A 25,737-nucleotide genomic window follows, 5' to 3' on the forward strand; every position below is an offset into this window, starting at 1 on the left:
ATTATTGGTAAAGTTAGATATTAAATAAGTTAGTGTGTGTATTTTTATATGTTATAATAGTATTAAACAGAGAAATAAAATCTATGATTTTATGTTGTTGTTCATGAGTAGAGAACTTAAATATATGATTTCTTGTGAATTCACTTGAAGAAAATAGGTAGTGAGTCATATTATAAAATGAATAACAGATACAACTTTTGCTTTTTCCAACGAAGAAATCTAGTAGGAGTTAGATTAAGCAAAAAAACTTTAATTTGCATTTAATACAGTTTAATAAATTACATAAAAATAAACATATATACATTTGATAATTGGACAATATAATAACATACTAGTAATAGTTATAAAGCTCATAGATGTATGATGAAGAGTAGAGTAAATTAGGACTAAAAAGGAGGTAAATAATATAATGGAAAGAAATTTTGAGATTTCCATTGCAGGAAGAAAGCTTGTAGTAACAACAGGAAAAGTTTGTGAACAAGCAAATGGTTCTTGCCTTGTTAGATATGGTGATACTGTTGTAATGGTAAATGTAACTGCTTCAAAACAACCTAGAGATGGAATAGATTTTTTCCCTTTAAGTGTTGATTTTCAAGAAAAATTATATTCAGTGGGTAAAATACCTGGTGGATTTATCAAAAGAGAAGGTAAACCTAGTGATAAATCTGTTTTAACATCAAGATTGATAGATAGACCACTAAGACCACTATTTCCTAAAGGATTTAGAAATGATGTACAGGTAGTAGCAACAGTATTATCTGTAGATCAAGATTGTTCACCTGATGTGGTGGCAATGGTAGGTTCTTCAATAGCTTTAAGCATATCAGATATTCCTTTTGATGGACCAACAGGAGCTGTTTCAGTAGGATTAATAGGAGATGAGTTTGTTCTTAATCCAAATGAAAAGCAAATGGCTAGCTCCGATTTACAGCTTGTAGTAGCTGGAACAAAAGATGCAGTAATGATGGTTGAAGCTGGAGCTAATGAAATTTCAGAGCAAAAAATGCTTGATGCAATATTACTTGCGCATGATGAAATAAAAAGAATTTGTGACTTTGTAGAGAGTATAAAATCAGAAGTCGGAAAAGAGAAAATAGAAGTAGAATTATTTAAAGTAGATGAAGAAATACAGAAAGAGATAATTGAGTTTGCTTCAAACAAACTTGTTGATGCAATAAAAACTATAGAAAAGCAAGAAAGATTAGAAAATATTGAAAAAGTAAAAACAGAAGTAAAAGAGATATTTGGTGAAAAATATCCTGAAAATATAACTGATATAAATGAAATATTAAATTCTATGCTTAAAAAAGAAGTTAGAAAAATGATAACAGTTGATAAGAATAGACCTGACAATAGAAAATTAGATGAAATAAGAAAGATATCATGCGAGGTTGGTTTATTACCTAGAACACATGGTTCTGGATTATTTACAAGAGGTCAAACTCAAGCATTGACAATAGCTACACTAGGAGCTCCTGGAGATGTACAAATTTTAGATGGATTAAATGATAAAGAAGAAAAGAAAAGATATATGCATCATTACAATTTTCCTCCTTACTGTGTAGGAGATACTAGACCGATGAGAGGTCCTGGTAGAAGAGAAATTGGTCATGGAGCATTAGCAGAAAGAGCATTAGTACCTGTATTACCTGATGAAAATGTTTTTCCATATACAATTAGGCTTGTATCAGAGGTTTTGAGCTCTAATGGTTCATCATCTCAAGCAAGTGTATGTGGAAGTACTTTAGCGTTACTAGATGCAGGAGTACCTATTAAAGAGCCTGTAGCAGGTATTGCAATGGGATTAATAAAAGAAGAAGATAATGTTAGTATTCTAACAGATATTCAAGGTATGGAAGATTTCTTAGGTGATATGGATTTTAAAGTAGCTGGAACTAAAGATGGTATAACAGCTATTCAAATGGATATAAAAATTCATGGTATAGATAGAAAAATATTAACAGAAGCACTTGAAAAAGCTAGGATTGGTAGACTGTTCATATTAGACAGAATGCTTGAAGTTATATCAGAGCCTAGAGAAGAGCTTTCAAAATATGCACCAAGAATTTTCACTATGGAAATTAATCCAGAAAAAATTAGAGATGTTATTGGCGCAGGTGGAAAAACAATTAATAAAATAATAGATGAAACTGGTGTCAAAATAGATATAGAAGATAATGGTAAAGTTACTATCTCTACAAATGAAGCAGAAAGTGGAGAAAGAGCCATTAAGATAATATCAAATATTGTTAAGGAAATAGAGGTAGGAGAGATATACTTAGGTAAGGTTGTTAGAATAACTAATTTTGGAGCTTTTGTTGAATTACAACCTGGAAAAGAAGGCTTAATACACATTTCTAATATAGCGAAAGAAAGAATCAAGAAAGTAGAAGATGTATTAAAGGTTGGAGATGAAGTACTAGCTAAAGTAACTCAAATTGATAACCAAGGTAGAATAAATTTATCGAGAAAAGATGCTTTACCTAAAGATGAAGAAAATAATAAAAAGGCATAAACCTATTGGTTTACGCTTTTTTGTACTCAATATTATAATTTTTATAACATGTAAGAAATTTAGAATCTTTTAAACGGATAATTTTATAATTTCGTTATATGGAGGGCAAAGTCTTCCTTTTAAACTTTAACGAAGACTTTGTTCTAAAAAGAAAATTAGCTATCAATTATTAATTGTAGCTTTTTTTTATGAGAAAATTAAATTATTTTTGTAAAAAACATTTAATTAGGTATTTAAATCTTCATTTATTAATATTAATTGTTATATAGAATAAATGGAGGTTTATTATATGAGAAGAATATTTTTTATATCTAAAAGAAAAGTGCTTATGATTATTGTAGCTGCGGTATTAATTATTCTATCAATATTTGGTTATGTTAGGTTAAATGATAATGCAACTGTTTTTGATGTCGACGAAGCTTTGATATATAAAGGTTCAAAAGATGATAAGATTATTGCATTGACATGTAATGTTGATTGGGGAGAAGAGTATATACCTGATATGCTAAAAATTTTAGAACAAAATAATGTTAAAATAACTTTTTTTGTTACTGGAACATGGGCAAAAAAAAATCCAGAAGTTTTAAAAAGTATTTACAAAGCAGGACACGAAATTGGTAATCATGGTTATTTCCATGAGAAATATGGAAATCTAAGTTATACTCAAAATACTAATGAGATTAAAAAAGCAGAAAATATAATCAACAGTATAATTAACGTAAAATGTAAATACTTCGCACCACCATCAGGACATTATAGCGATAATACAATAAAAGCTGCAAAGGCATTAAACTATAAAATTATTATGTGGAGTATAGATACAATTGACTGGAGAAATGATAGCACGAAGGATATTATAATAAAGAGAGTTTTAAGCAAAGCATGTAATTCAGGTATTGTGTTGATGCATCCTAAACCAGAAACAATAAAAGCACTACCAATTATTATTGAAGAGCTAAGGAAAAAAGGTTATAAACTCGGAACAATAACAGATATAATAAACCCAGATTAATCATAGGAAATTAAAATCGTATACTATTATAAACTCATTCTTCCAATGAATTAGTGATTCATTTTAGTACTTTGTTCATAATTCAAAACTACACAGACATTATTCAAAGTTATATAAATAATAAGGGTTAAAATAAATGTTCTTGTCTTGAAACTTTACGGTTTATGATTTATAATTAACTATGCTTAGGTAGAAATAAAATAAGGGAGAGAATAATGTACAATAAAATAACTTTAAAAAATGGACTTAGAGTTGTTATTGAAGAGATTCCTCATGTAAGATCAGTAACAATAGGATTATGGGTTAAAGCTGGTTCAGTAAATGAAAAAGAAAATAACAACGGCGTGTCACATTTTATAGAACATATGTTATTTAAAGGAACAAAAAATAGAACAGCAAAGGAATTAGCTGAAGTTATTGATAATATAGGAGGTCAAATTAATGCATTTACATCTAAGGAATGTACTTGTTTTTATGCAAAGGTGTTAGATGAGCATTTTGAAACTGCTGTAGATGTATTAAGTGATATGATATTTAATTCTAATTTCGATGAAGATGATATAGAGAAAGAAAAAAAAGTAGTAATAGAAGAAATAAATATGTATGAGGATACTCCAGAAGAAATAGCTCATGATTTAATATCAAAAGCTATATTTAATAATCATTCATTAGGATTTCCTATACTTGGACATGCTGATACATTATTAAACATGGATAGAAGTGAAATTATGCGTTATTTTAATGAACACTACATACCTAATAACACAGTAGTTTCAATAGCAGGAAATGTAAAAACTCAAGAAGCTATAGATTTGATAGAAAAATATTTCAAAAATTGGAGTTATAGTGATAATATAATTAAAGAACATGTGGCTCCTGAAATAGAGAGTAATTTTCTCTATAAGAGTAAAGAAACAGAACAGCTTCACCTTTGTATGGGTATGCAAGGTATACCAGCAAGTAGTAAATATTATTATTCACTAATGGTGTTAAATAATATTTTGGGTGGCAGCATGAGTTCTAGATTATTTCAAAAGATTAGAGAAGAAAAGGGTTTAGCATATTCCATATATTCATATCCACTGTTATATAGTAATGCAGGAGCATTTATTATATATGCTGGGATTAATCCTCAATATATAGTAGATGTTGTAGATATGATATTAGCAGAAGTAAATAAAATTAAGAAAAATTGCATTAATGAAAATTTACTGCAAAGGTCTAAAGAACAATTAAAAGGCAATTATATCATTGGTCTAGAAAGTACATCAAGTAGAATGATATCACTAGGAAAATCTGAATTATTATTAAATAAAATTGTTCCTCCAGTAGAAGGATTGGAGAAGATTGACAAAATTACTTTGGAAGATATAGAGCAAATTATTGAAATACTATTTTATGAAGAGAAACTCAATATTGCATATGTAGGAAAAGTTAATGAAAAAGATGAAGTCAATAAAAAATTTAATAGTTTAGTTTCTTTAAAACAAGAAGCATAGAAAATAGAATCTCTAAAACATTTTGATAAATTCAAAATATTTTAGAGATTTTTTATTAAGTAGAGGAGTAATAATAGCAATATATATCTAAATTGATATTATCATAAATGATAATGAATATTTTTAAAATAGTTTCATAAAATTAAATATACTAATTATTAAAAATAAACTTAAAAAAACAATACTAATTAGAATTACATAATAGAAAGGAGGTATAATATGAGATTAACTAAAATGGCAGGTAAAGAAATTTTAAATATAAATAATGGCAGCAGGCTAGGTATTATAGGAAATTCCGATTTATTAATTGATGAAAAAACAGGCAAAATTATATCACTGCTTGTTCCTGATAACGGAAGCCAATTTATAATGTTCAATGATAGGTCAGAAATAGAAATCCCCTGGGAAGCAATCAAAAAAATAGGTAATGACATGTTAATTATAGATATGGAAGGATAAAAAATAGTGTATGTATTATATAAAACATTTTAATATATAACCCAGATTATTCATAGAAAATTAAATACTTTTTTTTAATGAAGCTCATTCTACGAATGAGATAATAATTATTTCTATAATTCTATAAATTAGAAAACATGAACCAAAAACCCTTCTCGAAGATATTATATATATTAGGATGACTAATATGATGTGTTGTAAGAGAGGGGAAAGTATGAAAATAATTGTTCAAAAATTTGGCGGTACATCTTTAGTTAATAAAGATATAAGAGAAAATGCTTTAAACAGAATATTACAAAGATATAATGAAGGTTATAGTTTAGTTGTTGTAGTATCTGCAATGGGTAGAAAAGGAGACCCGTATGCAACAGATTCTCTAATTGAGTTAATCAATAAAGATATTGTCGATTTAAGAAGTATGGATATGATAATGTCATGTGGCGAAATAATATCTTCTGTGGTCTTGTCTAATATGTTAAATGAAAGAGGTCTTCATGCAACAGCTTTTACAGGAGGACAGGCGGGTATAATAACAGATTTTAATTATGGCCATGCGGAAGTTTTATATATAAATACAAGAAAAATATTAAATTGTTTAGAAAAAGGCCAAATAGCAGTAATAACAGGCTTTCAAGGCATGACTAAAAATGGAGAAATAACAACATTAGGTAGGGGCGGAAGTGATACATCAGCAGTTCTATTAGGTGAGTCATTAAATAGTGAATTAGTAGAAATATACACGGATGTAGATGGGGTATTAACTGCTGATCCTAAAATCGTATCTGATGCCAGAGTAATTAAGACAATAAGTTATAATGAACTTTATCAATTAGCTGAAGATGGTGCAAAGGTGATACATCCTAAAGCTGTAGAAATAGCACAAAATAAAAACATGAAGATTTTGATAAGAAATACTGTTAATGATAGCAGCGGAACACTAGTTACAAATTCAGTACAATCTAATAACTTTCTTAAAGATGAAAAAATCATCAGTGCGTTGACTCATAAGTCAAATAAAACACAAATAACTATAAGTACACAGAATGATAAAAACATGATTAATAAACTTATGAAAGAAATTGCTGATAATGGCATAAGCATAGATTTAATAAATTTTTTCGTAGAAAAAATAATATTTACTATTTGTTCAAGTGATTTAAGTAAACTTATTAAAATAATCGAAAAGAAAGATTATGATTACAATATTGTTAATGATCTTAGTAAATTAAGTATAATTGGACATAGAATGTGTGGGAAACCTGGTGTTATGCAAAGAATAGTTAATGCTTTATATAGTGAAAAGGTTGACATTCTTCAAACATCTGATTCTCATACAACGATATGGTGTCTAATACAAACTAAAAATGTAAATAAAGCAATAAATGCTTTACACAAGGAATTTCAACTAAGTAATGATACCAAAGTATATAATTAGGCTATTTGTAAAAACTAATGATAATCTAATTATGAAGAGGTGTAAATAAATGCAAAATGATGAAAAGAGAATTATAAACCAAGATGAAAAAAACGAAGATATAAAAATTATAAATGAGAGGAATCATAAGCTGAATAATGTAAAAGAACTAGGAAATCAAGAAATTCCTATGCCTCCAGAAGATATACACTTTATTTCGATTATTGGAGAGATTGAAGGTCATATTGTTGCTCAACCACAAAAAAAAGCAACAAAATATGAGCATATAATACCACAGTTATTAGCTGCTGAAAGAGATCCTAAAATTAAGGGTCTTTTAATACTGATTAATACAGTTGGGGGAGATGTAGAAGCTGGTTTAGCGTTGTCAGAAATGATAAATAGTATGAGTAAACCAAAGGTTTCATTAATATTAGGTGGTGGGCATAGTATTGGAGTACCTTTAGCAACTTCGTCTGATTATTCATATATTGTTCCAACAGCCACTATGACACTTCATCCAATAAGAATGACTGGTTTAGTAATAGGGGTACCACAAACCTTTAGATATTTTCAAAAGATGCAACAGAGAATATTAGATTTCATTTTGAGAACATCAGATATTTCTAGAGAATACCTAAAACAATTAATGTATGAAACAGACGAAATAGCTAATGATGTAGGAACAATTTTAATAGGTCAAGAAGCTGTTGAATGTGGATTAATAGATGAAGTAGGAGGTTTAGATAAGGCTATAGCTAAACTTTATGAATTAATGGAAAGCTAGTTAACACTTGATTATTTATAACTTAGAGTAAAGCACTATGAATAATCTGGGTTAATAATTAAAACTTCTAAATTACCATTTAATATTAGAAAATAGTAATTTATACGGCTCTGATTTACATTGTTTAGTATAGATAAAAAAGTTAATTTGTGTTATAATTACTCAGTAAAGTGTTAGTGAAAACCATTAACACTTTAGTTTTTTACAGGAGGTTCTTATATGACTTTATTTCAAGCAATAATACTTGGTATTTTCCAAGGTATTTCTGAATTTTTACCAATAAGTAGCTCAGGACATTTAGTTTTACTACAAAGTTTTTTTGGAATAACAGAAGGAACTGTATTTTTTACAGTTATGCTTCACTTTGGTTCATTAGCTTCAATTATTATATTTTATCATAAAGATGTATATAAATTAGTAGTTGAATTTTTTAAGATGATAGGTGATTTATTTAAAGGTAAAGGTCTTAGAGTAAATAATGAATACAGGAAATTAGATATGTTACTTATTATAGGTAGTATTCCTACAGCATTGATGGGATTTTTGTTAAAGGATTTTTTCGAAGGATTATATTCTTCAATTATTAGTGTAGCAATAGCTTTAATAGTAACTGGATTCATATTAATGATTAGTGAAAAAATGGCTACAGGCAAGAAAAATATAACTGGCTTTAAATACATAGATGCTATTATTATAGGTATACTACAAGGTGTTGCAATAACACCAGGAATATCTAGATCAGGTTCTACAATAGTAGGAGGATTACTTGTAGGTTTAAACAAAGAATTAGCAACAAAATTTTCATTTTTTCTTGCATTACCAAGTATATTTGGAGCAACTTTATTGAAAATAGGCGAGGCTTTTTCTGGAGGAGGAGCTGTATTAAATGCACCAATAATAATTGGAACTGTAATATCTACAATAGTAGGATTGTTTGCAATACAATTCTTAATAACTATGTTAAAAAAAGGAAAATTATATTATTTTTCCTTTTATCTATGGATATTAGGAGGAGTTATAATAGTACTAAACTTATTTAAATAGCAGGATTTTAACGAATAAAAAAGAAATACTCATAAGAGGTGGTATGATGAGTAAAAGAGATACAGCTAGTCAAAATAACAAAAGAAGCAGTAATAAAAATACTAAGCAAAGAACAAAGGTAAAACAACAAAGAAGCTATAAGAATGAAATATTAGGAGTAGTTGGTATTGGGCTAGGGTTATTATTTTACGTATTTTTAAAAAGCAGTTCGGCTGGTTATATTGGAGATATGACTAGGAAATACATTTGGATGCTAACAGGTTTTGGAGGGTATTTTATTCCAATAATAATTATGCTTACAGGTTTACTTATATTTGCAAATAAGATAGAAAGCTTTAAAAGGAATCTTATACTTTTATTCATAATATTTATATGTTATTTAATTATTATTGATATAATAGCATTTGGAGATATTACATCTTTACCATTTATGGAGAAATTAAAAATAGCTAAGGAAAGTGGTAGTAACTTACAAGGCGGAGGAATAATAGGAGCAATTCTAGCTTACATGTTTGTTAATTTATTTGGTGTTATAGGTACTTATATAGTATTAGCATGTATTCTTTTAGTAACATTCATATTATTAACTAAGATTAGTCTTGTAAAGATTATAAGAAGCTTTTTTAAGAGTATTTATAGGATATTTAAATGTGCTTATGAAGCAATACTTGATTTTATATTTGTATATGAAGACGTAGAAGAAGTAGTAGAGGATAGACCAATCATAAAGAAACAAGACGATATTAAACTAGAAAATACAAATATTGAGCAGCAAAAATCCGATTTGGATAAAAAAATTGAGATATTAGACTACACAAGAGATGTGCCCAAATTTAATTTATTAGATAAAAAAGTTAACAAACAAGCTTCAGAAAAGAATGTTTCTATAGAAGAAGATAAAACTGTTGTTATAAATCCAAGTAACAGTAAAAGTATATATGATAATTATAAAAAACCTGATATTGAATTTTTGGAAAAAGCTAGTATTGATTATAATGATAATCAAAAAAAATTCATATTAAATAATGCCAATAAGCTTGAAGATACTCTGAAAAATTTCGGAATAGATTCAAAAATAGTACAAATCAGCAGAGGCCCTACCATAACTAGATATGAATTACAACCAGCACCAGGTATTAAAGTAAGTAGAATAGTAAATTTATCAAATGATATAGCATTAAGCTTAGCAGCATCTGGTGTAAGAATTGAAGCACCTATACCAGGCAAAGCTGCTGTCGGTATAGAAGTTCCAAATAGAGTCAAGGATAGTGTTAAAATAAGAGATGTCATAGAATCAAAAGAATTCAAATCATCAGAAAGTAAACTTAGTATAGCATTAGGTAAAGATATCGCTGGGAAAGCAATTATTGCTAACATTGAAAAAATGCCACACATGCTTATAGCTGGAGCTACTGGTTCAGGGAAAAGTGTTTGTATAAATACTTTAATAGCTAGTATATTATATAAAGCTAAACCTGATGAAGTTAAATTAATAATGATAGATCCAAAGGTTGTTGAATTAAGTATTTATAACGGCATACCACATTTATTAATTCCTGTAGTGACAGATCCTAAAAAGGCTTCTAGTGCTTTAAATTGGGCTGTTACAGAAATGATTAATAGATATAATAGTTTTGCAGAAAATGGTGTACGTGATATAAAAAGTTATAATGAAAAGATAAAAGATTTAGATAAGGATAAGATGCCTCAAATAGTAATCATAATTGATGAATTAGCAGATTTAATGATGGCTTCACCAACAGAAGTAGAAGACAGTATATGTAGATTAGCACAAATGGCTAGAGCAGCAGGTATACATTTAATTGTAGCTACTCAAAGACCATCAGTAGATGTTATTACTGGTACTATCAAAGCCAATATACCTTCAAGGCTGTCTTTTGCAGTTTCATCACAATCAGATTCAAGAATTATATTAGATATGAATGGAGCAGAAAAGCTTTTAGGAAAAGGGGATATGCTATATTATCCAGTTGGGTCATCTAAACCAATTAGGGTGCAATGTTCATATATTGATGATAAAGAAGTAGAAAGGATAGTAGAGTTCTTAAAAAGCCAAGGAACACAGGAATATAAAGAAGATATAATAAATAACATTGAAGCAAGCGTTGTAAAACCCATAGATGAAGATGTAGATCCATTACTAACAAAAGCAATTGAGCTTGTTATCAACGAACAACAAGCATCTATATCATATATTCAAAGAAAATTAAAAGTTGGTTATGCAAGAGCAGCGAGAATTGTTGATGAAATGGAAGAAAGAGGTATAGTAGGAGGCCACGAAGGTAGTAAGCCTAGAAAAGTTTTAGTAAGCAAAGAAGAATATGCTGATAATAATGCATAGATTATAAAACCGTCAATTAAATTTTGTTTGGCGGTTTACTATTTAAGCAGAGAATCTAAATCTCGATTTAGTGTGAATTGCTTACTCCTAGGTTAGAAGTGAGTAGGAGTTTCGTTACATATGAAGATATTTAAAAAGTAGGTGTACAATAATGTTAAATAAGGTTCTAATTGAGGATATAATTGAGAGAAAAGATGTTATTTTTATAGATGTAAGAAGTCCCATTGAATATGAAGAGGATCATATACCTGGTGCTTATAATTTACCTATATTTACTAATTCTGAAAGAGAAGAAATAGGTTATATATACAAGCAAGTTGACAAAGATAAAGCAAAAGAGTTAGGACTAAAATATGCTTCTGACAAATTATATGATTACTTTATAAAACTTAAAAAACTATGTAGTAATGATAAAAAGATAGCTGTTTATTGTTATAGAGGTGGTATGAGGAGTAATTCAATTGCTCAAGTATTGAGTATTATGGGATTAGAGGTTTATCTGGTAATAGGAGGTTATAAAAGCTATAGAAAATATGTCATTAATTGGCTAAATGAATATAATAAAGATTTAGAATTAATAGTTTTGCATGGATATACAGGGGTAGCTAAGACAAAAATATTAAATATACTTAAAAAGAAAGGCTATCCAGTATTAAACCTAGAACAAATGGCTCAAAATAGTGGTTCAGTATTTGGTTCAATATCTTTTGATAATAAATCATGTTCGCAAAAAAGTTTTGAATCTGAATTATACAAAATATTAAGAGATGAAAAGAGTAAATATTATTTTACTGAAAGTGAAAGTAAGAGAATAGGAAAAGTTATTATGCCACAGTTTCTGTTCGCTAAATTAATAAATGGAAGACACATATTATTAAATACTAATATTAATAATAGAATAGAAACAGCATTAGAAGATTATATAAAAGAAGATAAAAAAAATGATGATAGGCTTATATTTGCGATATGTAAACTTAAAAATGCACTTGGTAAAAAAGTAGTTTTAGAATTTATAGATAGAATCAAAAATAAAGATTATGAATATGTTATTAAAGAGCTTATGGAAAAATATTACGACCCCTTATACAATTATTCGATTGATAAAATAGAACAATATGATAAAATAATTATGTATAATAAAATAGAAGAAGCAATAGAAGAATTAAAAGCATTTACTAATAATTTAGGCTTGAGAGGAGATATGTAATGAAGCTAAAAGCAGCACTATTGTCACTAGGTTGTTCAAGGAATACAATAGACTCAGAAATAATGATAGGAATATTAGAAGAAAATGATGTTGAATTTGTTGATGATTTAAAAAATGCAGAAGTGATAATTATTAATACATGCAGTTTTATAAATGATGCTAAAGAAGAATCTATCGATGAAATAATTCAAGCTGTACAATATAAAAATGAAGGAAGCTGTAAATATATAATCGTGTGCGGTTGCTTAGCTCAAAGATATAAAGATGAATTAATAAAAGAGATTCCAGAAATAGATGCTATAGTTGGTACAGGAAATATTACAGATATATTTAAAGTAATAAATAAGCTTGTAGCTGGAGAAAAATATTATAAAATAGATTGTATTAATTCATTATATCCTGAAAATTGTAATAGGGTTTTAACAACACCAGAGCACTATGCATATTTAAAAATATCACAAGGATGTGATAATCATTGTACATACTGTATTATTCCTAAGCTTAGAGGGAAATATAGAAGTAGAAATATAGAAGATATAGTAAAGGAAGCAAACTTATTAGTCGACAGAGGTGTCAGTGAAATAATTCTCACAGCAGAAGATACAGGAAAATATGGGATAGATCTATATGGTAAATATATGTTAGCTACTTTGTTAGATGAACTCAATAAAATAGAAGGTTTAAAATGGATTAGATTATTATATATATATCCTGAAACCTTTACAGATGAGTTGATTCAAAGTATAAAAAGAAATGAAAAGGTTTTAAGCTATGTAGATATACCTATTCAACATATAAATAATAGAGTATTAAAAACAATGAATAGAGGAACTTCTAAAGAGAATATTTGTACACTGATTAACAAACTAAGAAGTGAAATAAGTGATATAATAATAAGAACTACATTAATAACTGGATTTCCAGGTGAAACAGAGGAAGAATTTAATGAATTATTAGATTTTGTTAATGAGTATAGATTTGACAGATTAGGAGTATTTGTTTATTCTAAAGAAGAAGGTACACCAGCTGCGTTATTAGATGATCAAATCAAAGAAGAAACAAAACAAGAGCGCTATGATATGATTATGCAGTTACAGATGAAAATATCTGATGAAATAAATAACAAAAAAATAGGAAAGATATATGAAGTGCTTATAGAAGAAGAAATTGAAGATGAAGATTTGTACATTGGAAGATCATATATGGATTGTCCAGAAATTGATGGTATTGTATATGTTCAGTCAAAAGAAAAACTGGCAATTGGTGAAATTGCAAAAGTTAAAATAAAGGAACATTTTGAATATGATTTGAAGGGAGTAATATTGAATGAACTTAGCTAACAAATTAACTATTGCAAGAATATTTTTAGTTCCATTTTTTATGTTTTTCCTTCTAGTGAAAATACCTTATGGAGATATTATAGCTGTATGTTTATTTATATTAGCTGCTTTAACAGATAGTTTAGATGGATATATTGCTAGAAGTAGAAATCAAGTAACGAAATTTGGTAAATTCATGGATCCATTAGCAGACAAACTACTAGTATCAGCTGCATTGATATCATTACTCCAAATGGACAAAATATCAGCATGGGTTGTTATGATTATCATAGCAAGAGAGTTTGCAATAACAGGATTTAGAGTTTTAGCTGCTTCAGAAGGAATAACAATAGCTGCTAGTTGGTGGGGTAAAATAAAAACAATCACACAAATAGTTGCTATTATAACACTACTATTAGATAATTATCCTTTTAGTTTGATTGGGTTACCGTTTGATACGATTTCTGTAATACTTGCTGTTATTTTTACAATAATTTCTGCTATAGACTATATGTATAATAATAGAAAAGTATTTAGTTCTCACTCTAACAAAACTAACGACTAGGAGGCCAGTTATGAAAAGCGAAATCATAAACGTAGGAACCGAAATAATATTGGGCAATATAGTTAATACTCATTCAAGGTATTTGTCAGAAGAATTAGCTAAAATAGGTATTGATGTTTATTATCATGTTTCAGTTGGGGATAATAAAAGAAGATTAGAAGAAATTATAAAAACTGCACTAGATAGATCAGACCTAATCATTTTAACTGGAGGATTAGGTCCAACAGAAGATGATATAACTAAAGATTGTGTAGCATCTGTATTAAACAAAGAGTTAATATTTAGCGAAAAAATCATGAAAGATATAGATGATTTTTATTATGCTAGAAATATTAAATTTGTTAAGTCGGTAGAAAGGCAAGCTTATATAATAGAAGGTTGTGAAGCCCTAAAAAACGAGGTTGGAACTGCACCTGGGATTTATGTTAAAGAAAACGATAAAATAGTAATATTACTACCAGGTCCACCAAGAGAACTTGAAAATGTATTTGAAAATTGTGTAATACCAAAATTAAAAAAGAAAACTAATGAAATAATTGAATCTAAAACGCTTAGTGTTTTTGGAATAGGTGAATCGAATGTAGAAGATGCTATAATTGATTTAATAAACAAGCAAACTAATCCTACAATAGCTACATATGCAAAAGATGGACATGTTGAGGTAAGAGTGACAGCAAAATCGAACAAGTTAGAGGTAGCAGGTAGCTTAATAGAAAATACAGTTAAACATGTAGAAGCAAAAATAGGAGAATATATTTTTAGTAAAGAATTAGAATCATTAGAAGAGGTTGTTTTTAAAATACTTATGGACAAAGGTCTTAAAATAGGTTTTTGTGAATCATGTACAGGAGGTCTAATAAGTAGCAGATTTACAAGAATACCTGGATCGTCTGCAGTGTTTGATAGAGGAATAGTTACATATAGTAATCAGGCTAAGATGGATGAAGTAAGTGTAAGTCCAGAGGATTTAGACAAATATGGAGCAGTAAGTAAGCAAGTTGCAATAGGCATGGCACGTGGATTATATAATAAATGTGATATAGATATAGCCGTATCTGTGACAGGAATAGCAGGACCTACAGGAGGTTCGAAAGAAAAACCTGTTGGCTTAGTATATTTTGGTGTAGTGTTCAAAGATAAAGAATATACAGTGAAAAGGGTATTTTTAGGAGATAGGCACAAGGTTCAAAATAAAACAGCTAATACAGTATTTGATTTGGTGAGAAAATTGCTGCTAGGTAAGGAAATATAAATATGCATTAAAATTATGGACAACAGTTCATAATTTTTTTATAACACGCAATAAATATATTAATTTTATAGATAAATATAAATTTTTCAGACTTTTTTTCACAATAAATTTAAAAAAGATTGACCATATATAAGAAGTATTATATAATATCTATAGAACGTTTGTTCGAAATATTATTAAGGTGGTGAACCAGGAAACTGGGTTATTATGTTAGAGAAAAAGAAAGCTTTAGAAATGGCACTAGGTCAAATTGAAAAACAATTTGGTAAAGGTTCAATAATGAAACTCGGTGAAGATTCAATACTTAATGTTGAATCAATTTCAACAGGTGCACTTCAATTAGATATAGCATTAGGTATAGGGGGAGTACCAAAAGGAAGAGTTATAGAAATATATGGACCAGAATCTTCTGGTAAAACAACAGTAGCACTGCATATAATTGCAGAAAGTCAGAGAAATGGAGGAACCGCAGCCTTCATAGATGCAGAACATGCTTTGGATCCAGTTTATGCTAGAAATCTTGGCGTTAAAACAGAAGATTTAATAGTATCTCAGCCAGATACGGGAGAACAAGGTTTAGAAATTGCAGAAGCTTTAGTTAGGAGTGGTGCTGTAGATGTAATAGTAGTAGATTCAGTTGCAGCTTTAGTACCAAAAGCTGAGATAGATGGTGAAATGGGAGATAGCCATGTTGGATTACAGGCAAGGTTGATGTCACAAGCTTTAAGAAAACTTGCAGGTGCTATAAAAAAATCAAACACGGTTACAATATTTATAAATCAACTTAGAGAAAAAGTTGGTATAATGTTTGGAAATCCTGAGACTACTACTGGTGGTAGAGCGTTAAAATTCTATTCATCCATTAGATTAGATGTAAGAAGAATTGAGACGTTAAAACGTGGCAATGAAATGATTGGTAATAGAACAAAAGTAAAAGTTGTAAAAAATAAAGTTGCACCTCCTTTTAGAATTGCAGAATTTGATATTATATATGGAAAAGGTATATCAAAAGAGGGATGTATACTTGATGCAGCTGTGGAGGATAATATAGTTAAAAAATCAGGTTCATGGTATAGCTATGAAGATAATAAACTTGGACAAGGTAGAGATAATGCAAAGCTTTACTTATCTGAAAATCCTGAATTACTAAATGAAATTGAATACAAAGTAAGAAAAAAACATGACTTATTAAATGATGGTAAAGAAATAGAAAATGAATCAGATAATGAATAGACGATCTCCTATTGGCTAATAATTAGCTAATAGGAGTTTTTTGGAGGTAAAGGTATTAATGGTAATTACAAATATAGAAGAAGAAAATGAAATATATGCTATATATATTGATAATGAATATAGTTATACATTGTCAAAGGATATTATTATAGAATATGAATTAGATATTAATAAAAAAATCGGTTACATGGAGAATATGTATTTAGAAAAAAAATCAATTGATTATGAATGTATAAACAAAGCAATTAAAAAATTATCATATAGCTCAAAGACTCAAAAAGAAATATATAATTATTTAATAGGGTTAGATTACTCAAAGGATTTGGTTAATAGAATCATAGCTAAACTCAAAAAAATAGGGTACATTGACGATTTTAAATATGCCTATAACTATATAACTTATCATAATAAGAATGGGCTTAAAAGCAAAAATATGGCTTTGTACGGTCTAAAGAATAAGGGGGTTAGCTCAGATATAATAAATCGAGTTATTGAAGAGCTAGAAGTAGATGATTATGATGTAGTTATGAAAGTTATAAAAAAGAAAATCAGAATTCCAGAAAAAATATTTGATAGAAAATATGAAGATAAGATAAAAGCTTTTTTATATAGAAAAGGTTTTAAAATAAATACAATTAGCAAAGCAATAAAAGAATTTAAAAATAATATTGAAGATAAATATTTAGGATAAAATCATCATAAATATATAGTAAACATAGTTTATTAATAGAAAATCAAATGCTATAATATATAATTTTGTTTGTAAGACAGCTATTTTATTATTCAACTATAGAGGTAAACGATGCTATATGACGGTTAATAGCATACTTGACATATATGCTCAAAAGTATTAAAATAAAGACGATATCAGCTTTTAAATATAATATATAAATGAATTATTATATTTGATTTTTATGAGCCGAGTAAACTCGGTTTATATTTTATAATATAATAGAAATAATAAATTTTACTATATTATATTAAAAATTTATTTATACTTATATTTTATAAGAGAAGTGAAAAATTATATAATCTATAGGAAATTATAAGTAAGTGGTAATAATTTCGTTTATAGGTTAAGGGATATTAAAAAATAATTTTCCATAGAAAACATGTTATTTTATATATTTTCTTTTACAAAATCTATTAAATACTAAACATAGGTTCATGAATTTTGTATATCGAAAATAATTAAAATTCCTACGTAATATCAGGAACTTATTTTTTTACATTCCTAACAATGGAAGCTTTAAATTTTATAGATACTAAATTTAAAGACTTTATATGATTCATTTTGAATGCAAATGTAAGATAATCGAATTAATTTAATAGTAAAGGAGGTGCTTGTTATTCTTGAAATATTAGCAGGAGGATTAATAGGAGCAGTTGTAGGAGTATTCCTTGGTATATATATAAGAAAAAATATTGCTGAAAACAAAATTATGACAGCAGAAGAACAAGCTAAAAGAATAGTTGAAGATAGTTATAATAAGGCAGAAACAATTAAAAAAGAATATGTATTAGAAGGAAAAGAAGAGGTTCACAAACTTAGAACCGAAATGGAAAGAGAAAATAGAGATAGAAGAAATGAACTACAAAAACTAGAAAGAAGGCTTATTCACAAAGAAGAGGTTTTAGACAGAAAAAGTGAAGCTTTAGAGAAAAAAGAGGATTTTTTATCAAAGAAAATTAAAACTTTTGAAGAAAAAGAATCACAAATTAAAGTTTTATATCAACAACAAGTAGATAAGCTTGAAAAATTATCTGGATTAACATCTGAAGAAGCTAGAGAGTTATTATTGAATGATATTAAAAAAGAAATAAGTCATGAAGCTGCTATACTAATAAAAGAAACTGAAAATAATGCAAAGCTTGAAGCTGATAAAAAAGCTAAAGAAATAGTATCATATGCTATTCAAAAATGTGCTGCTGATCATGTTGCTGAGAGTACAGTTTCAGTAGTTGCTCTTCCAAATGACGAAATGAAGGGAAGAATCATAGGAAGAGAAGGTAGAAATATAAGAACCTTAGAAACTGCTACAGGCATAGATCTAATAATTGATGATACTCCAGAAGCAGTTATTTTATCTGGATTTGATCCAATAAGGAGAGAAGTAGCCAGAATAGCTTTGGAAAAACTGATAACTGATGGAAGGATTCATCCAGCAAGAATTGAAGAAATGGTTGAAAAAGCTAGAAAAGAAGTTGATAATCAGATTCGTGAAGTTGGAGAACAAGCAACATTTGATACTGGTATTCACGGCATACATCCAGAATTAGTAAAATTGTTAGGCCGACTTAAATTTAGAACTAGTTATGGTCAAAATGTTTTAAAACATTCAATGGAAGTCTCACATTTAGCTGGTATTATGGCTGCTGAGATTGGTGTAGATGTGAAAGTTGCTAAAAGAGCAGGATTATTACATGATATTGGTAAAGCTGTTGATCATGAGGTTGAAGGACCACATGTTAGCATTGGAGTAGATTTATGTAAAAAATACAGAGAATCTAAAGCTGTTTTACATGCTGTAGCAGCTCATCATGGAGACATAGAACCAAAGACAATTGAAGCTGTTCTAGTTCAAGCTGCTGATGCTGTATCAGCTGCAAGACCTGGTGCAAGAAGAGAAACCTTAGAGTCTTACATTAAGAGATTAGAAAAATTAGAAGAAATAGCTAATTCTTTCGAAGGTGTAGAAAAATCATTTGCTATACAGGCAGGAAGAGAAATTAGAATAATAGTTGATTCAGAATTAATTAGTGATTTAGATATTATTCATATTTCAAGAGATATTGTAAAGCGAATAGAAGATGAATTAGAATATCCAGGACAAATAAAAGTAAATGTTATTAGAGAAACGAGAGCTATTGAATATGCAAAATAAAGAGAAGTTTATGCTTCTCTTTTTATAATGCATAGCAAATTATTATCCTTAAAAGTTAACTATATATAATTTGTGTAATGCATTTCAAAAAAGTCAACCTCTAGAATTTAATATGAAGACTTTTTTATAATCTATAGGAAATTAGAATTAATTTCCGTTTATAGATTTCAACAAAATCAACAAATGACTTTTATTGATAGAAGATTTTGTTATAATGCATAGTAAATTATTATCCTTAAAAGTTAACTATATATAATTTGTGTAATGCATTTCAAAAAAGTCAACCTTTAGAATTTAATATGAAGACTTTTTATAACACATAGAAAATTATATTCATTTAAACTATAGATAATTAATATAATTTTCGTAAATGTGTTTCAAAAAAGTAAACATATAAAATTCTTTTTTATAATCTATAGGAAATTAGGATTAATTACTCCATATGGAAATACAATACAAATATGAATTATTTAGAGTAATTTATTCAAAAAATTAAAATATTTTATATAATTAGGTATATAGGTATTTAATAATACATAAAATGACAGCTGATATTTACTAAATAATAAAAATTTTACGAAATTGTAACTATTTCATAGATTTATAAAAATATGATTTTTAAATAATAATATATACAAAGAGAAGAAAATTATGTAAAAATATAATACAAAATTATACATATATAATAAATATGGTAAATAATAATGAGCATATAATATTTATTTTTTATTTTTTTATCAATGTAGGAGGATTTTAACAGTTTTTGTTGAATTCTAATATTAGTTTTTATAATATATACAAATAATTAAAGGGGGCTTTTTTCCATGAATGTATTAAAAGTGTCAGCAAAATCAAGTCCAAATTCTGTTGCGGGAGCATTAGCAGGTGTATTAAGAGAGAAAGGTACGGCTGAAATCCAAGCAATTGGAGCAGGTGCTCTAAATCAAGCAGTAAAAGCAGTAGCGATAGCAAGAGGGTTTGTTGCTCCTAGTGGTGTTGATTTAATTTGTATACCAGCTTTCACTGATATTCAAATTGATGGTGAAGAAAGGACAGCTATAAAATTAATAGTTGAACCAAGATAACAAAAATTAGCCCAAAAAAGTCTGCAAATCGTTTGCAGACTTTTTTATGAATTACAAAATATTGATATTATATTTATTTATATTAAGATAGGGTTAAGTACTAAAGTACAAAAACGATAAAAGAATGAGGGGTATAAATGAAATTAAAAGTTTTGGTAGATAATAATACATTTATAGATCGATATTTTTTGGGAGAACCAGGAGTATCATATTACATTCAAGATGAAGAAATAAAAATATTATTTGATACAGGTTATTCAGATGCATTTATTAAAAATGCAAAGAAAATGAATATAAGTCTTATGGATATAGATTACATAGTAATATCACATGGACATAATGACCATACATGGGGCATAATACCTTTAATTAGACATTATTCAGAAGCAAAGATAGAAAGTATAGCTTATAAAATACCAACGCTTATAGCACATCCAGAAACGTTTTTACATAAGGAATATAATAATGAAGAAATAGGCAGTATTATTAACAGTGAAAAATTAAGCAAACATTTTAAAATGAATTTGAGCAAATCACATGTTTGGTTAACAGAAAAAATTGTTTTTCTTGGTGAAATAGAAAGATGTAATAATTTCGAGAATAAAGAACCAATAGGGAAATATGAAAAAAACGGTATTAAAGAAGATGATTATTTAATAGATGATTCTGCATTAGTTTACAAATCATCAGAAGGATTAGTAATAATAACTGGATGTTCTCATGCAGGTATATGTAATATTATCGAACATGCAAAAAAAATATGTAAAGACGATAGAATCATTGATATAATAGGAGGATTTCATCTGTTAAATCCAAGTGAGAAACAACTAGAAGGTACTATAGACTATTTCAAACAAGCAGACATAAAAGAGATTCATGCATGTCACTGTACAGATTTAAAATCAAAAATAGCATTGTCTAACATTGTAAACTTAGAAGAAGTAGGTGTAGGTCTTTCGTTAGAGTATAAATAAAATACAATTTTTTATTAACATACCACAAAATAAAATTATTGATAAATTGTAGGGATAATAATATAATTATGTATAAAATAGTGTGAGGTGATAAAATATGGAGTGCGAGCGAAAAAATACATTTAATGATATTGCAAATGAATATGAAAAAAACAGACCAACATATCCAGCAAAGTTATTTAAAGATATTGTACAATATGCTGATTTAGATAAAAATGATAGAATCATAGAAATAGGAAGTGGAACAGGAAAAGCGACAGAAGGTTTTGTTAATATTGGGTATAATAATATAACATGTGTTGAACTTGGAAGTGAACTTATAGCATTAACACAAGAAAAATTCAAGAATGAAAAAACAATTAATTTTGTTCATAGATCATTTGAAGAGGCAAAGATAAAATCAAATGATTATGACTTAGCAATATCAGCAACAGCCTTTCATTTTGTAGACCCTAAAGTAGGTTATCCTAAAGTCCATAGAATTCTAAAAAAAGGTAGTTCACTAGCATTCTTTTGGACAGTGCATGTTCAAGAATATGATGAGATATATAATCAAATAAGAGAATTATATAAAAAGTATGCACCAGAATTAAATGACGAGAAAATGCCTACACCAGAAGAAGATATAAATGACATTGGAAAAAATATTAAAGCAACAGAGCTTTTTAGTAACTTAGAAATAAAGAAATATAAATGGATGCATACATATACTTCAGATGAGTATGTTGGTTTATTAAACACTCATTCACGTCATAGAATTTTAGAAAAAGAGAAAAAAGAGCCTTTACTTAAAGAGATAAAAGAGATAATAGATAATAATGGAGGTAAAATCGAAAAACAATGCTTAGTAGCTCTATTCTTAGGTAAAAAAATATAAATGAATAATTTTGGATTATATTGATATAGAAATGAGGATTATAAATGACAAGAAAGATAGTTGTAGAAGATTATAACCCAAAATGGGCAGAGGAATTCGAAAAACTAAAAGCAGTATATTTAGAAAAATTGAAGGAAATAAACGTAGATATACAGCATGTTGGTAGTACATCCGTATGTGGGTTAGCTGCAAAACCAATAATAGATATAGATATAATAGTACAAAATGATGAAGATTTAAAGAATGTGATTAAAAGACTTGCTAGCCTAGGCTATGAGCATGAAGGAAATATGGGTATTAAAGGTAGAGAAGCATTCAAGAGAGTATCAGATGAAGTACCATATAATACAGTTATTAAAGAATGGATGCCGCATCATTTATACGCAGGTATCAGAGGTTGTGTAAGTTTAGAAAATCATTTGCTATTAAGAGATTATTTAAGACAAAATAAAGATGCAGCATTAGAATATGGTAACCTAAAGAAAAAACTAGCAGTTAAATACAAATATGATATTGATACGTATGTAGAAAAGAAGACATCGTTTATAATAGATATACTAAGCAAATCTGGAATATCAAAAAAAGATTTGCTAGATATAGAAAAACAGAATAAGAAGTAGAATAAAAGCATACATTGTATTCAATAAGTGAATGTCTTAAATATGAGACAAATCACTTATTTTTTTATCTTTATTTGTGATATCAAAATGGATATTTTTATATTGTACTTATTTTCAAATAATTCATTTTAGTTATTATTAAAATAATTTATAAAAGTTTGTAACTGTATATGATAATTAAATATTAGTTAATAATGTTAAGCCTGTATAGTATAATAATAAAAGTTAGGTTGAAAAGCTTTGAGGAGGTTTATTAATGGCAGATTACAAACAATTGTGGAGTTCGTTAGATATTGACTTAGAAAAACATGATCAACTTTGTGAAGTTTTACCAGAGTTTTATAGCGAAGTATACATGTCACAAGAAAACAGACCTGAAGGAATGAATTATTTTAATATGGTTATTTCAGAAATACATGGTTTAAGAATTAAAGAAATAAATGAAGGAAAAAAAGATAATAAAAAAGTAGTAGGAACATTTTGTGTATTTGTACCAGACGAAATAATAACAGCAGCAGGAGGAGTAAGTGTTGGGCTTTGTGCAGGTTCGGATTTTTGGCATCCAGATGGTGAAAAAATAGTTCCTAAAAATACTTGTCCATTAGTGAAAGCAGCTGTAGGAGCTTATTTTGGTAAAACATGTCCATACTTTCAATCATGTGATTTAATAGTAGGGGAAACAACTTGTGATGCAAAGAAAAAAGCATGGGAAATTTTTAGCGAAGAAATAGATACTCATGTAATGGAATTACCACAAATGAAAAGAGAAAAGAACAAGCAACAATGGAAAGAAGAAGTTGAATTATTCAAAGAAAAAATGGAGCAAGTCACTGGTAACACTATAACAGAAGATGTTTTATATGAAAGAATAAAAATTCATAATAAAAAGAGAAAAGTACTTAAAAGATTATATGATTTTAGAAAACTAGATAATTCACCGATAAGCGGAAAAGATACACTACTTATAACACAAATAGCTTTTTATGATGATCCAGAGAGATTTATAGAAATGACAGAAAAGCTATGTGATGAATTAGACGAAAGAGTGAAAAAAGGTATAGGAGTATACAAAAAAGATGCTCCAAGACTTCTTATTACTGGTACACCTATGGCTGTTCCTAACTGGAAAATGCATCATATTATTGAAACAAGTGGAGCTGCTGTTGTAGCGGAAGAAACATGTACAGGAACAAAATATTTTAAAAATTTAATTTCAGAAGAAAGTAAAGACATGGATGGTATGATTAAAAACATAGCAGATAAATATATCAAAACAAACTGTGCAGTATTTACGCCAAATACTGATAGGATTGATGACATTGTAAGCTTGTATAAAGAATATAATGCAGATGGAGTAATATACTATACTCTACCATTTTGTACCTGTTATGCTAGTGAGTTTAGAAGTGTTAAAGAAGCACTAGAAAAAGAAGGAATACCTGTTATAATGATAGAAACAGGGTATGGATTAGAAGATGCAGGTCAAATTAAGACAAGGTTAGAAGCATTCTTAGAAATGATAGAAGGTTAGATTAAACTATGTATTCATACATTCTATTTCCAAATCATAATAACGGCTTACTAATGGAAAAAGTACTGAAAAAGAACAGAATAAAATATACAATATCACCAACTCCAAGAGAACTAAGTGTGTGTTGTGGTATATCCATAATGATAAAAAAAGAAGACAAAGAAAGAGTTGAAAAATTAATACAAGCAACCCCTAATTTAAAAACCGAAGGAATTCATAGTTTAAAGATGAAAAAAAAGAAAAAATTCATCAATATATAGATTGAAAGGGGCATCAAATTGTATTCAATTGGAATAGATTCAGGTTCAGTAGCCACAAAGGCAGTATTATTTAATGGGGAAGTAGTAGATTATATAATAAGTCCTACAGGCTGGAATCCAAAAGAGAGTTCTAAAAATATTTATAAAGAGATATTAGAAAAAAATAAAATCTATAAAAGCCAGATAGTAAACGTAATAGGTACTGGTTATGGTAGAATTTCTATGGATTTCATAGATAAAGCAATAACAGAAATTACTTGTCATGCAAAAGGAATGCATTATTTAAACACTGATACTAGAACCATATTAGATATTGGCGGTCAAGACAGTAAAGTTATAAATATTGATGAGAACGGGAATGTAATAGATTTTTTTATGAATGATAAATGTGCTGCGGGTACAGGACGTTTTTTACAAGTAATGGCAGTAACACTAGGCATTGATATTGAAAAAATTGATGAAGAGATAGACATTAATAAAAAAGCACAAAAAATATCTAGTATGTGTACTGTTTTTGCTGAATCAGAAGTTGTAAGTTTGTTAGCTCAGGGTATGGATAAAGCAAGTATATTTCTAGGAATATTAGAGTCAATTGGAGACAGAGCATCTACTATGTTGCATAGAATAAATCTTAATGCAGAAATAAGTTTTAGTGGTGGTGTAGCGAAAAGTAATCTCATTAAAAAAATTATAGAAAAGAAGATAAAAAAAGAAATATATGTGCCTTATAATTCGCAAATTATAGGAGCATTAGGGGCAGCAGTAAAAGGGTATAAAATCGATTGATTTCGATTTTATACCCTTTGTTATATAGCATCTCATGGGTTTATTTCCATA

Annotated in this window: 22 protein-coding genes; all 22 read left to right on the top strand. The window is 28.1% G+C overall.

All coding sequences use genetic code 11. The features are described 5' to 3' along the window. The first annotated feature begins 409 nt into the window (after positions 1 to 409). The 22 genes from pnp (at position 410) to AYC61_RS20135 (ending at position 25,686) form a co-directional block, all read left to right on the top strand. Positions 410 to 2,515, top strand: coding sequence for a polyribonucleotide nucleotidyltransferase (gene pnp / locus AYC61_RS20030; RefSeq protein ID WP_066507452.1), 2,106 nt, complete (start codon positions 410 to 412; stop codon positions 2,513 to 2,515). Between the two features lie 289 nt (positions 2,516 to 2,804). After that, on the top strand, positions 2,805 to 3,527 hold the full coding sequence (locus AYC61_RS20035) for a polysaccharide deacetylase family protein (protein WP_066507453.1): 723 nt from the start codon (positions 2,805 to 2,807) through the stop codon (positions 3,525 to 3,527). Positions 3,528 to 3,742: 215 nt separating this feature from the next. Further along, entirely contained in the window at positions 3,743 to 5,026 is a 1,284-nt protein-coding gene (locus tag AYC61_RS20040; protein ID WP_066507456.1) for a M16 family metallopeptidase, read from the top strand. A gap of 219 nt (positions 5,027 to 5,245) precedes the next feature. Then, positions 5,246 to 5,485: a YlmC/YmxH family sporulation protein gene (locus AYC61_RS20045; protein WP_066507458.1), complete on the top strand. Its 240-nt coding sequence runs from the start codon at positions 5,246 to 5,248 to the stop codon at positions 5,483 to 5,485. A 214-nt stretch (positions 5,486 to 5,699) separates the two neighbouring features. Further along, positions 5,700 to 6,920, top strand: coding sequence for an aspartate kinase (gene dapG / locus AYC61_RS20050; protein WP_066507598.1), 1,221 nt, complete (start codon positions 5,700 to 5,702; stop codon positions 6,918 to 6,920). 49 nt (positions 6,921 to 6,969) lie between these two features. Then, positions 6,970 to 7,686: a ClpP family protease gene (locus AYC61_RS20055; RefSeq protein ID WP_066507460.1), complete on the top strand. Its 717-nt coding sequence runs from the start codon at positions 6,970 to 6,972 to the stop codon at positions 7,684 to 7,686. A gap of 219 nt (positions 7,687 to 7,905) precedes the next feature. Continuing rightward, positions 7,906 to 8,730 (top strand): undecaprenyl-diphosphatase UppP, encoded by an 825-nt coding sequence (uppP, locus tag AYC61_RS20060; protein WP_066507464.1) that lies wholly within the window; start codon positions 7,906 to 7,908, stop codon positions 8,728 to 8,730. 46 nt (positions 8,731 to 8,776) lie between these two features. Further along, positions 8,777 to 11,092 carry an FtsK/SpoIIIE family DNA translocase gene (locus tag AYC61_RS20065; RefSeq protein WP_066507467.1) on the top strand — a complete coding sequence of 772 codons (2,316 nt, stop codon included), beginning with the start codon at positions 8,777 to 8,779 and terminating at the stop codon, positions 11,090 to 11,092. Positions 11,093 to 11,243: 151 nt separating this feature from the next. Then, positions 11,244 to 12,299, top strand: coding sequence for a tRNA 2-selenouridine(34) synthase MnmH (mnmH, locus tag AYC61_RS20070; protein ID WP_066507470.1), 1,056 nt, complete (start codon positions 11,244 to 11,246; stop codon positions 12,297 to 12,299). Then, the gene (gene rimO / locus AYC61_RS20075) at positions 12,299 to 13,639 is read left to right on the top strand and encodes a 30S ribosomal protein S12 methylthiotransferase RimO (RefSeq protein ID WP_066507474.1); all 1,341 of its coding nucleotides are present in this window, start codon (positions 12,299 to 12,301) and stop codon (positions 13,637 to 13,639) included. Before mnmH ends, rimO begins: the two co-directional genes overlap by 1 nt. Then, complete coding sequence (gene pgsA, locus AYC61_RS20080; protein ID WP_066507475.1) at positions 13,626 to 14,183, top strand: CDP-diacylglycerol--glycerol-3-phosphate 3-phosphatidyltransferase; 558 nt, start codon at positions 13,626 to 13,628, stop codon at positions 14,181 to 14,183. The genes rimO and pgsA overlap by 14 nt, the downstream gene beginning before the upstream one ends. Before the next feature lie 10 nt (positions 14,184 to 14,193). Then, positions 14,194 to 15,435: a competence/damage-inducible protein A gene (locus tag AYC61_RS20085; protein WP_066507476.1), complete on the top strand. Its 1,242-nt coding sequence runs from the start codon at positions 14,194 to 14,196 to the stop codon at positions 15,433 to 15,435. A gap of 207 nt (positions 15,436 to 15,642) precedes the next feature. Beyond that, complete coding sequence (gene recA / locus AYC61_RS20090; protein ID WP_066507478.1) at positions 15,643 to 16,668, top strand: recombinase RecA; 1,026 nt, start codon at positions 15,643 to 15,645, stop codon at positions 16,666 to 16,668. 58 nt (positions 16,669 to 16,726) lie between these two features. Next, positions 16,727 to 17,359 carry a regulatory protein RecX gene (locus tag AYC61_RS20095; protein WP_066507482.1) on the top strand — a complete coding sequence of 211 codons (633 nt, stop codon included), beginning with the start codon at positions 16,727 to 16,729 and terminating at the stop codon, positions 17,357 to 17,359. Positions 17,360 to 18,017: 658 nt separating this feature from the next. Further along, positions 18,018 to 19,553: a ribonuclease Y gene (rny, locus tag AYC61_RS20100; RefSeq protein WP_420806822.1), complete on the top strand. Its 1,536-nt coding sequence runs from the start codon at positions 18,018 to 18,020 to the stop codon at positions 19,551 to 19,553. A gap of 824 nt (positions 19,554 to 20,377) precedes the next feature. Beyond that, the gene (gene spoVS / locus AYC61_RS20105) at positions 20,378 to 20,638 is read left to right on the top strand and encodes a stage V sporulation protein SpoVS (protein WP_066507487.1); all 261 of its coding nucleotides are present in this window, start codon (positions 20,378 to 20,380) and stop codon (positions 20,636 to 20,638) included. Between the two features lie 137 nt (positions 20,639 to 20,775). After that, the gene (locus tag AYC61_RS20110) at positions 20,776 to 21,612 is read left to right on the top strand and encodes an MBL fold metallo-hydrolase (RefSeq protein ID WP_066507490.1); all 837 of its coding nucleotides are present in this window, start codon (positions 20,776 to 20,778) and stop codon (positions 21,610 to 21,612) included. A 97-nt stretch (positions 21,613 to 21,709) separates the two neighbouring features. Then, a complete protein-coding gene (locus tag AYC61_RS20115) occupies positions 21,710 to 22,489 on the top strand; it encodes a class I SAM-dependent methyltransferase (RefSeq protein ID WP_066507492.1) in 780 nt (259 codons plus the stop codon). Positions 22,490 to 22,533: 44 nt separating this feature from the next. After that, the gene (locus tag AYC61_RS20120; RefSeq protein WP_066507494.1) at positions 22,534 to 23,109 is read left to right on the top strand and encodes a GrpB family protein; all 576 of its coding nucleotides are present in this window, start codon (positions 22,534 to 22,536) and stop codon (positions 23,107 to 23,109) included. Between the two features lie 256 nt (positions 23,110 to 23,365). Then, entirely contained in the window at positions 23,366 to 24,640 is a 1,275-nt protein-coding gene (locus AYC61_RS20125) for a double-cubane-cluster-containing anaerobic reductase (RefSeq protein WP_066507496.1), read from the top strand. A gap of 8 nt (positions 24,641 to 24,648) precedes the next feature. Next, positions 24,649 to 24,900: a putative Se/S carrier protein gene (locus AYC61_RS20130; RefSeq protein WP_066507499.1), complete on the top strand. Its 252-nt coding sequence runs from the start codon at positions 24,649 to 24,651 to the stop codon at positions 24,898 to 24,900. An 18-nt stretch (positions 24,901 to 24,918) separates the two neighbouring features. Continuing rightward, positions 24,919 to 25,686, top strand: coding sequence for an acyl-CoA dehydratase activase (locus AYC61_RS20135; RefSeq protein ID WP_066507501.1), 768 nt, complete (start codon positions 24,919 to 24,921; stop codon positions 25,684 to 25,686). The last annotated feature ends 51 nt before the right edge of the window (positions 25,687 to 25,737 follow it).

Origin of the sequence: Abyssisolibacter fermentans (genome assembly GCF_001559865.1) — a bacterium.
Taxonomy (GTDB): Bacteria; Bacillota; Clostridia; order Tissierellales; family MCWD3; genus Abyssisolibacter; species Abyssisolibacter fermentans.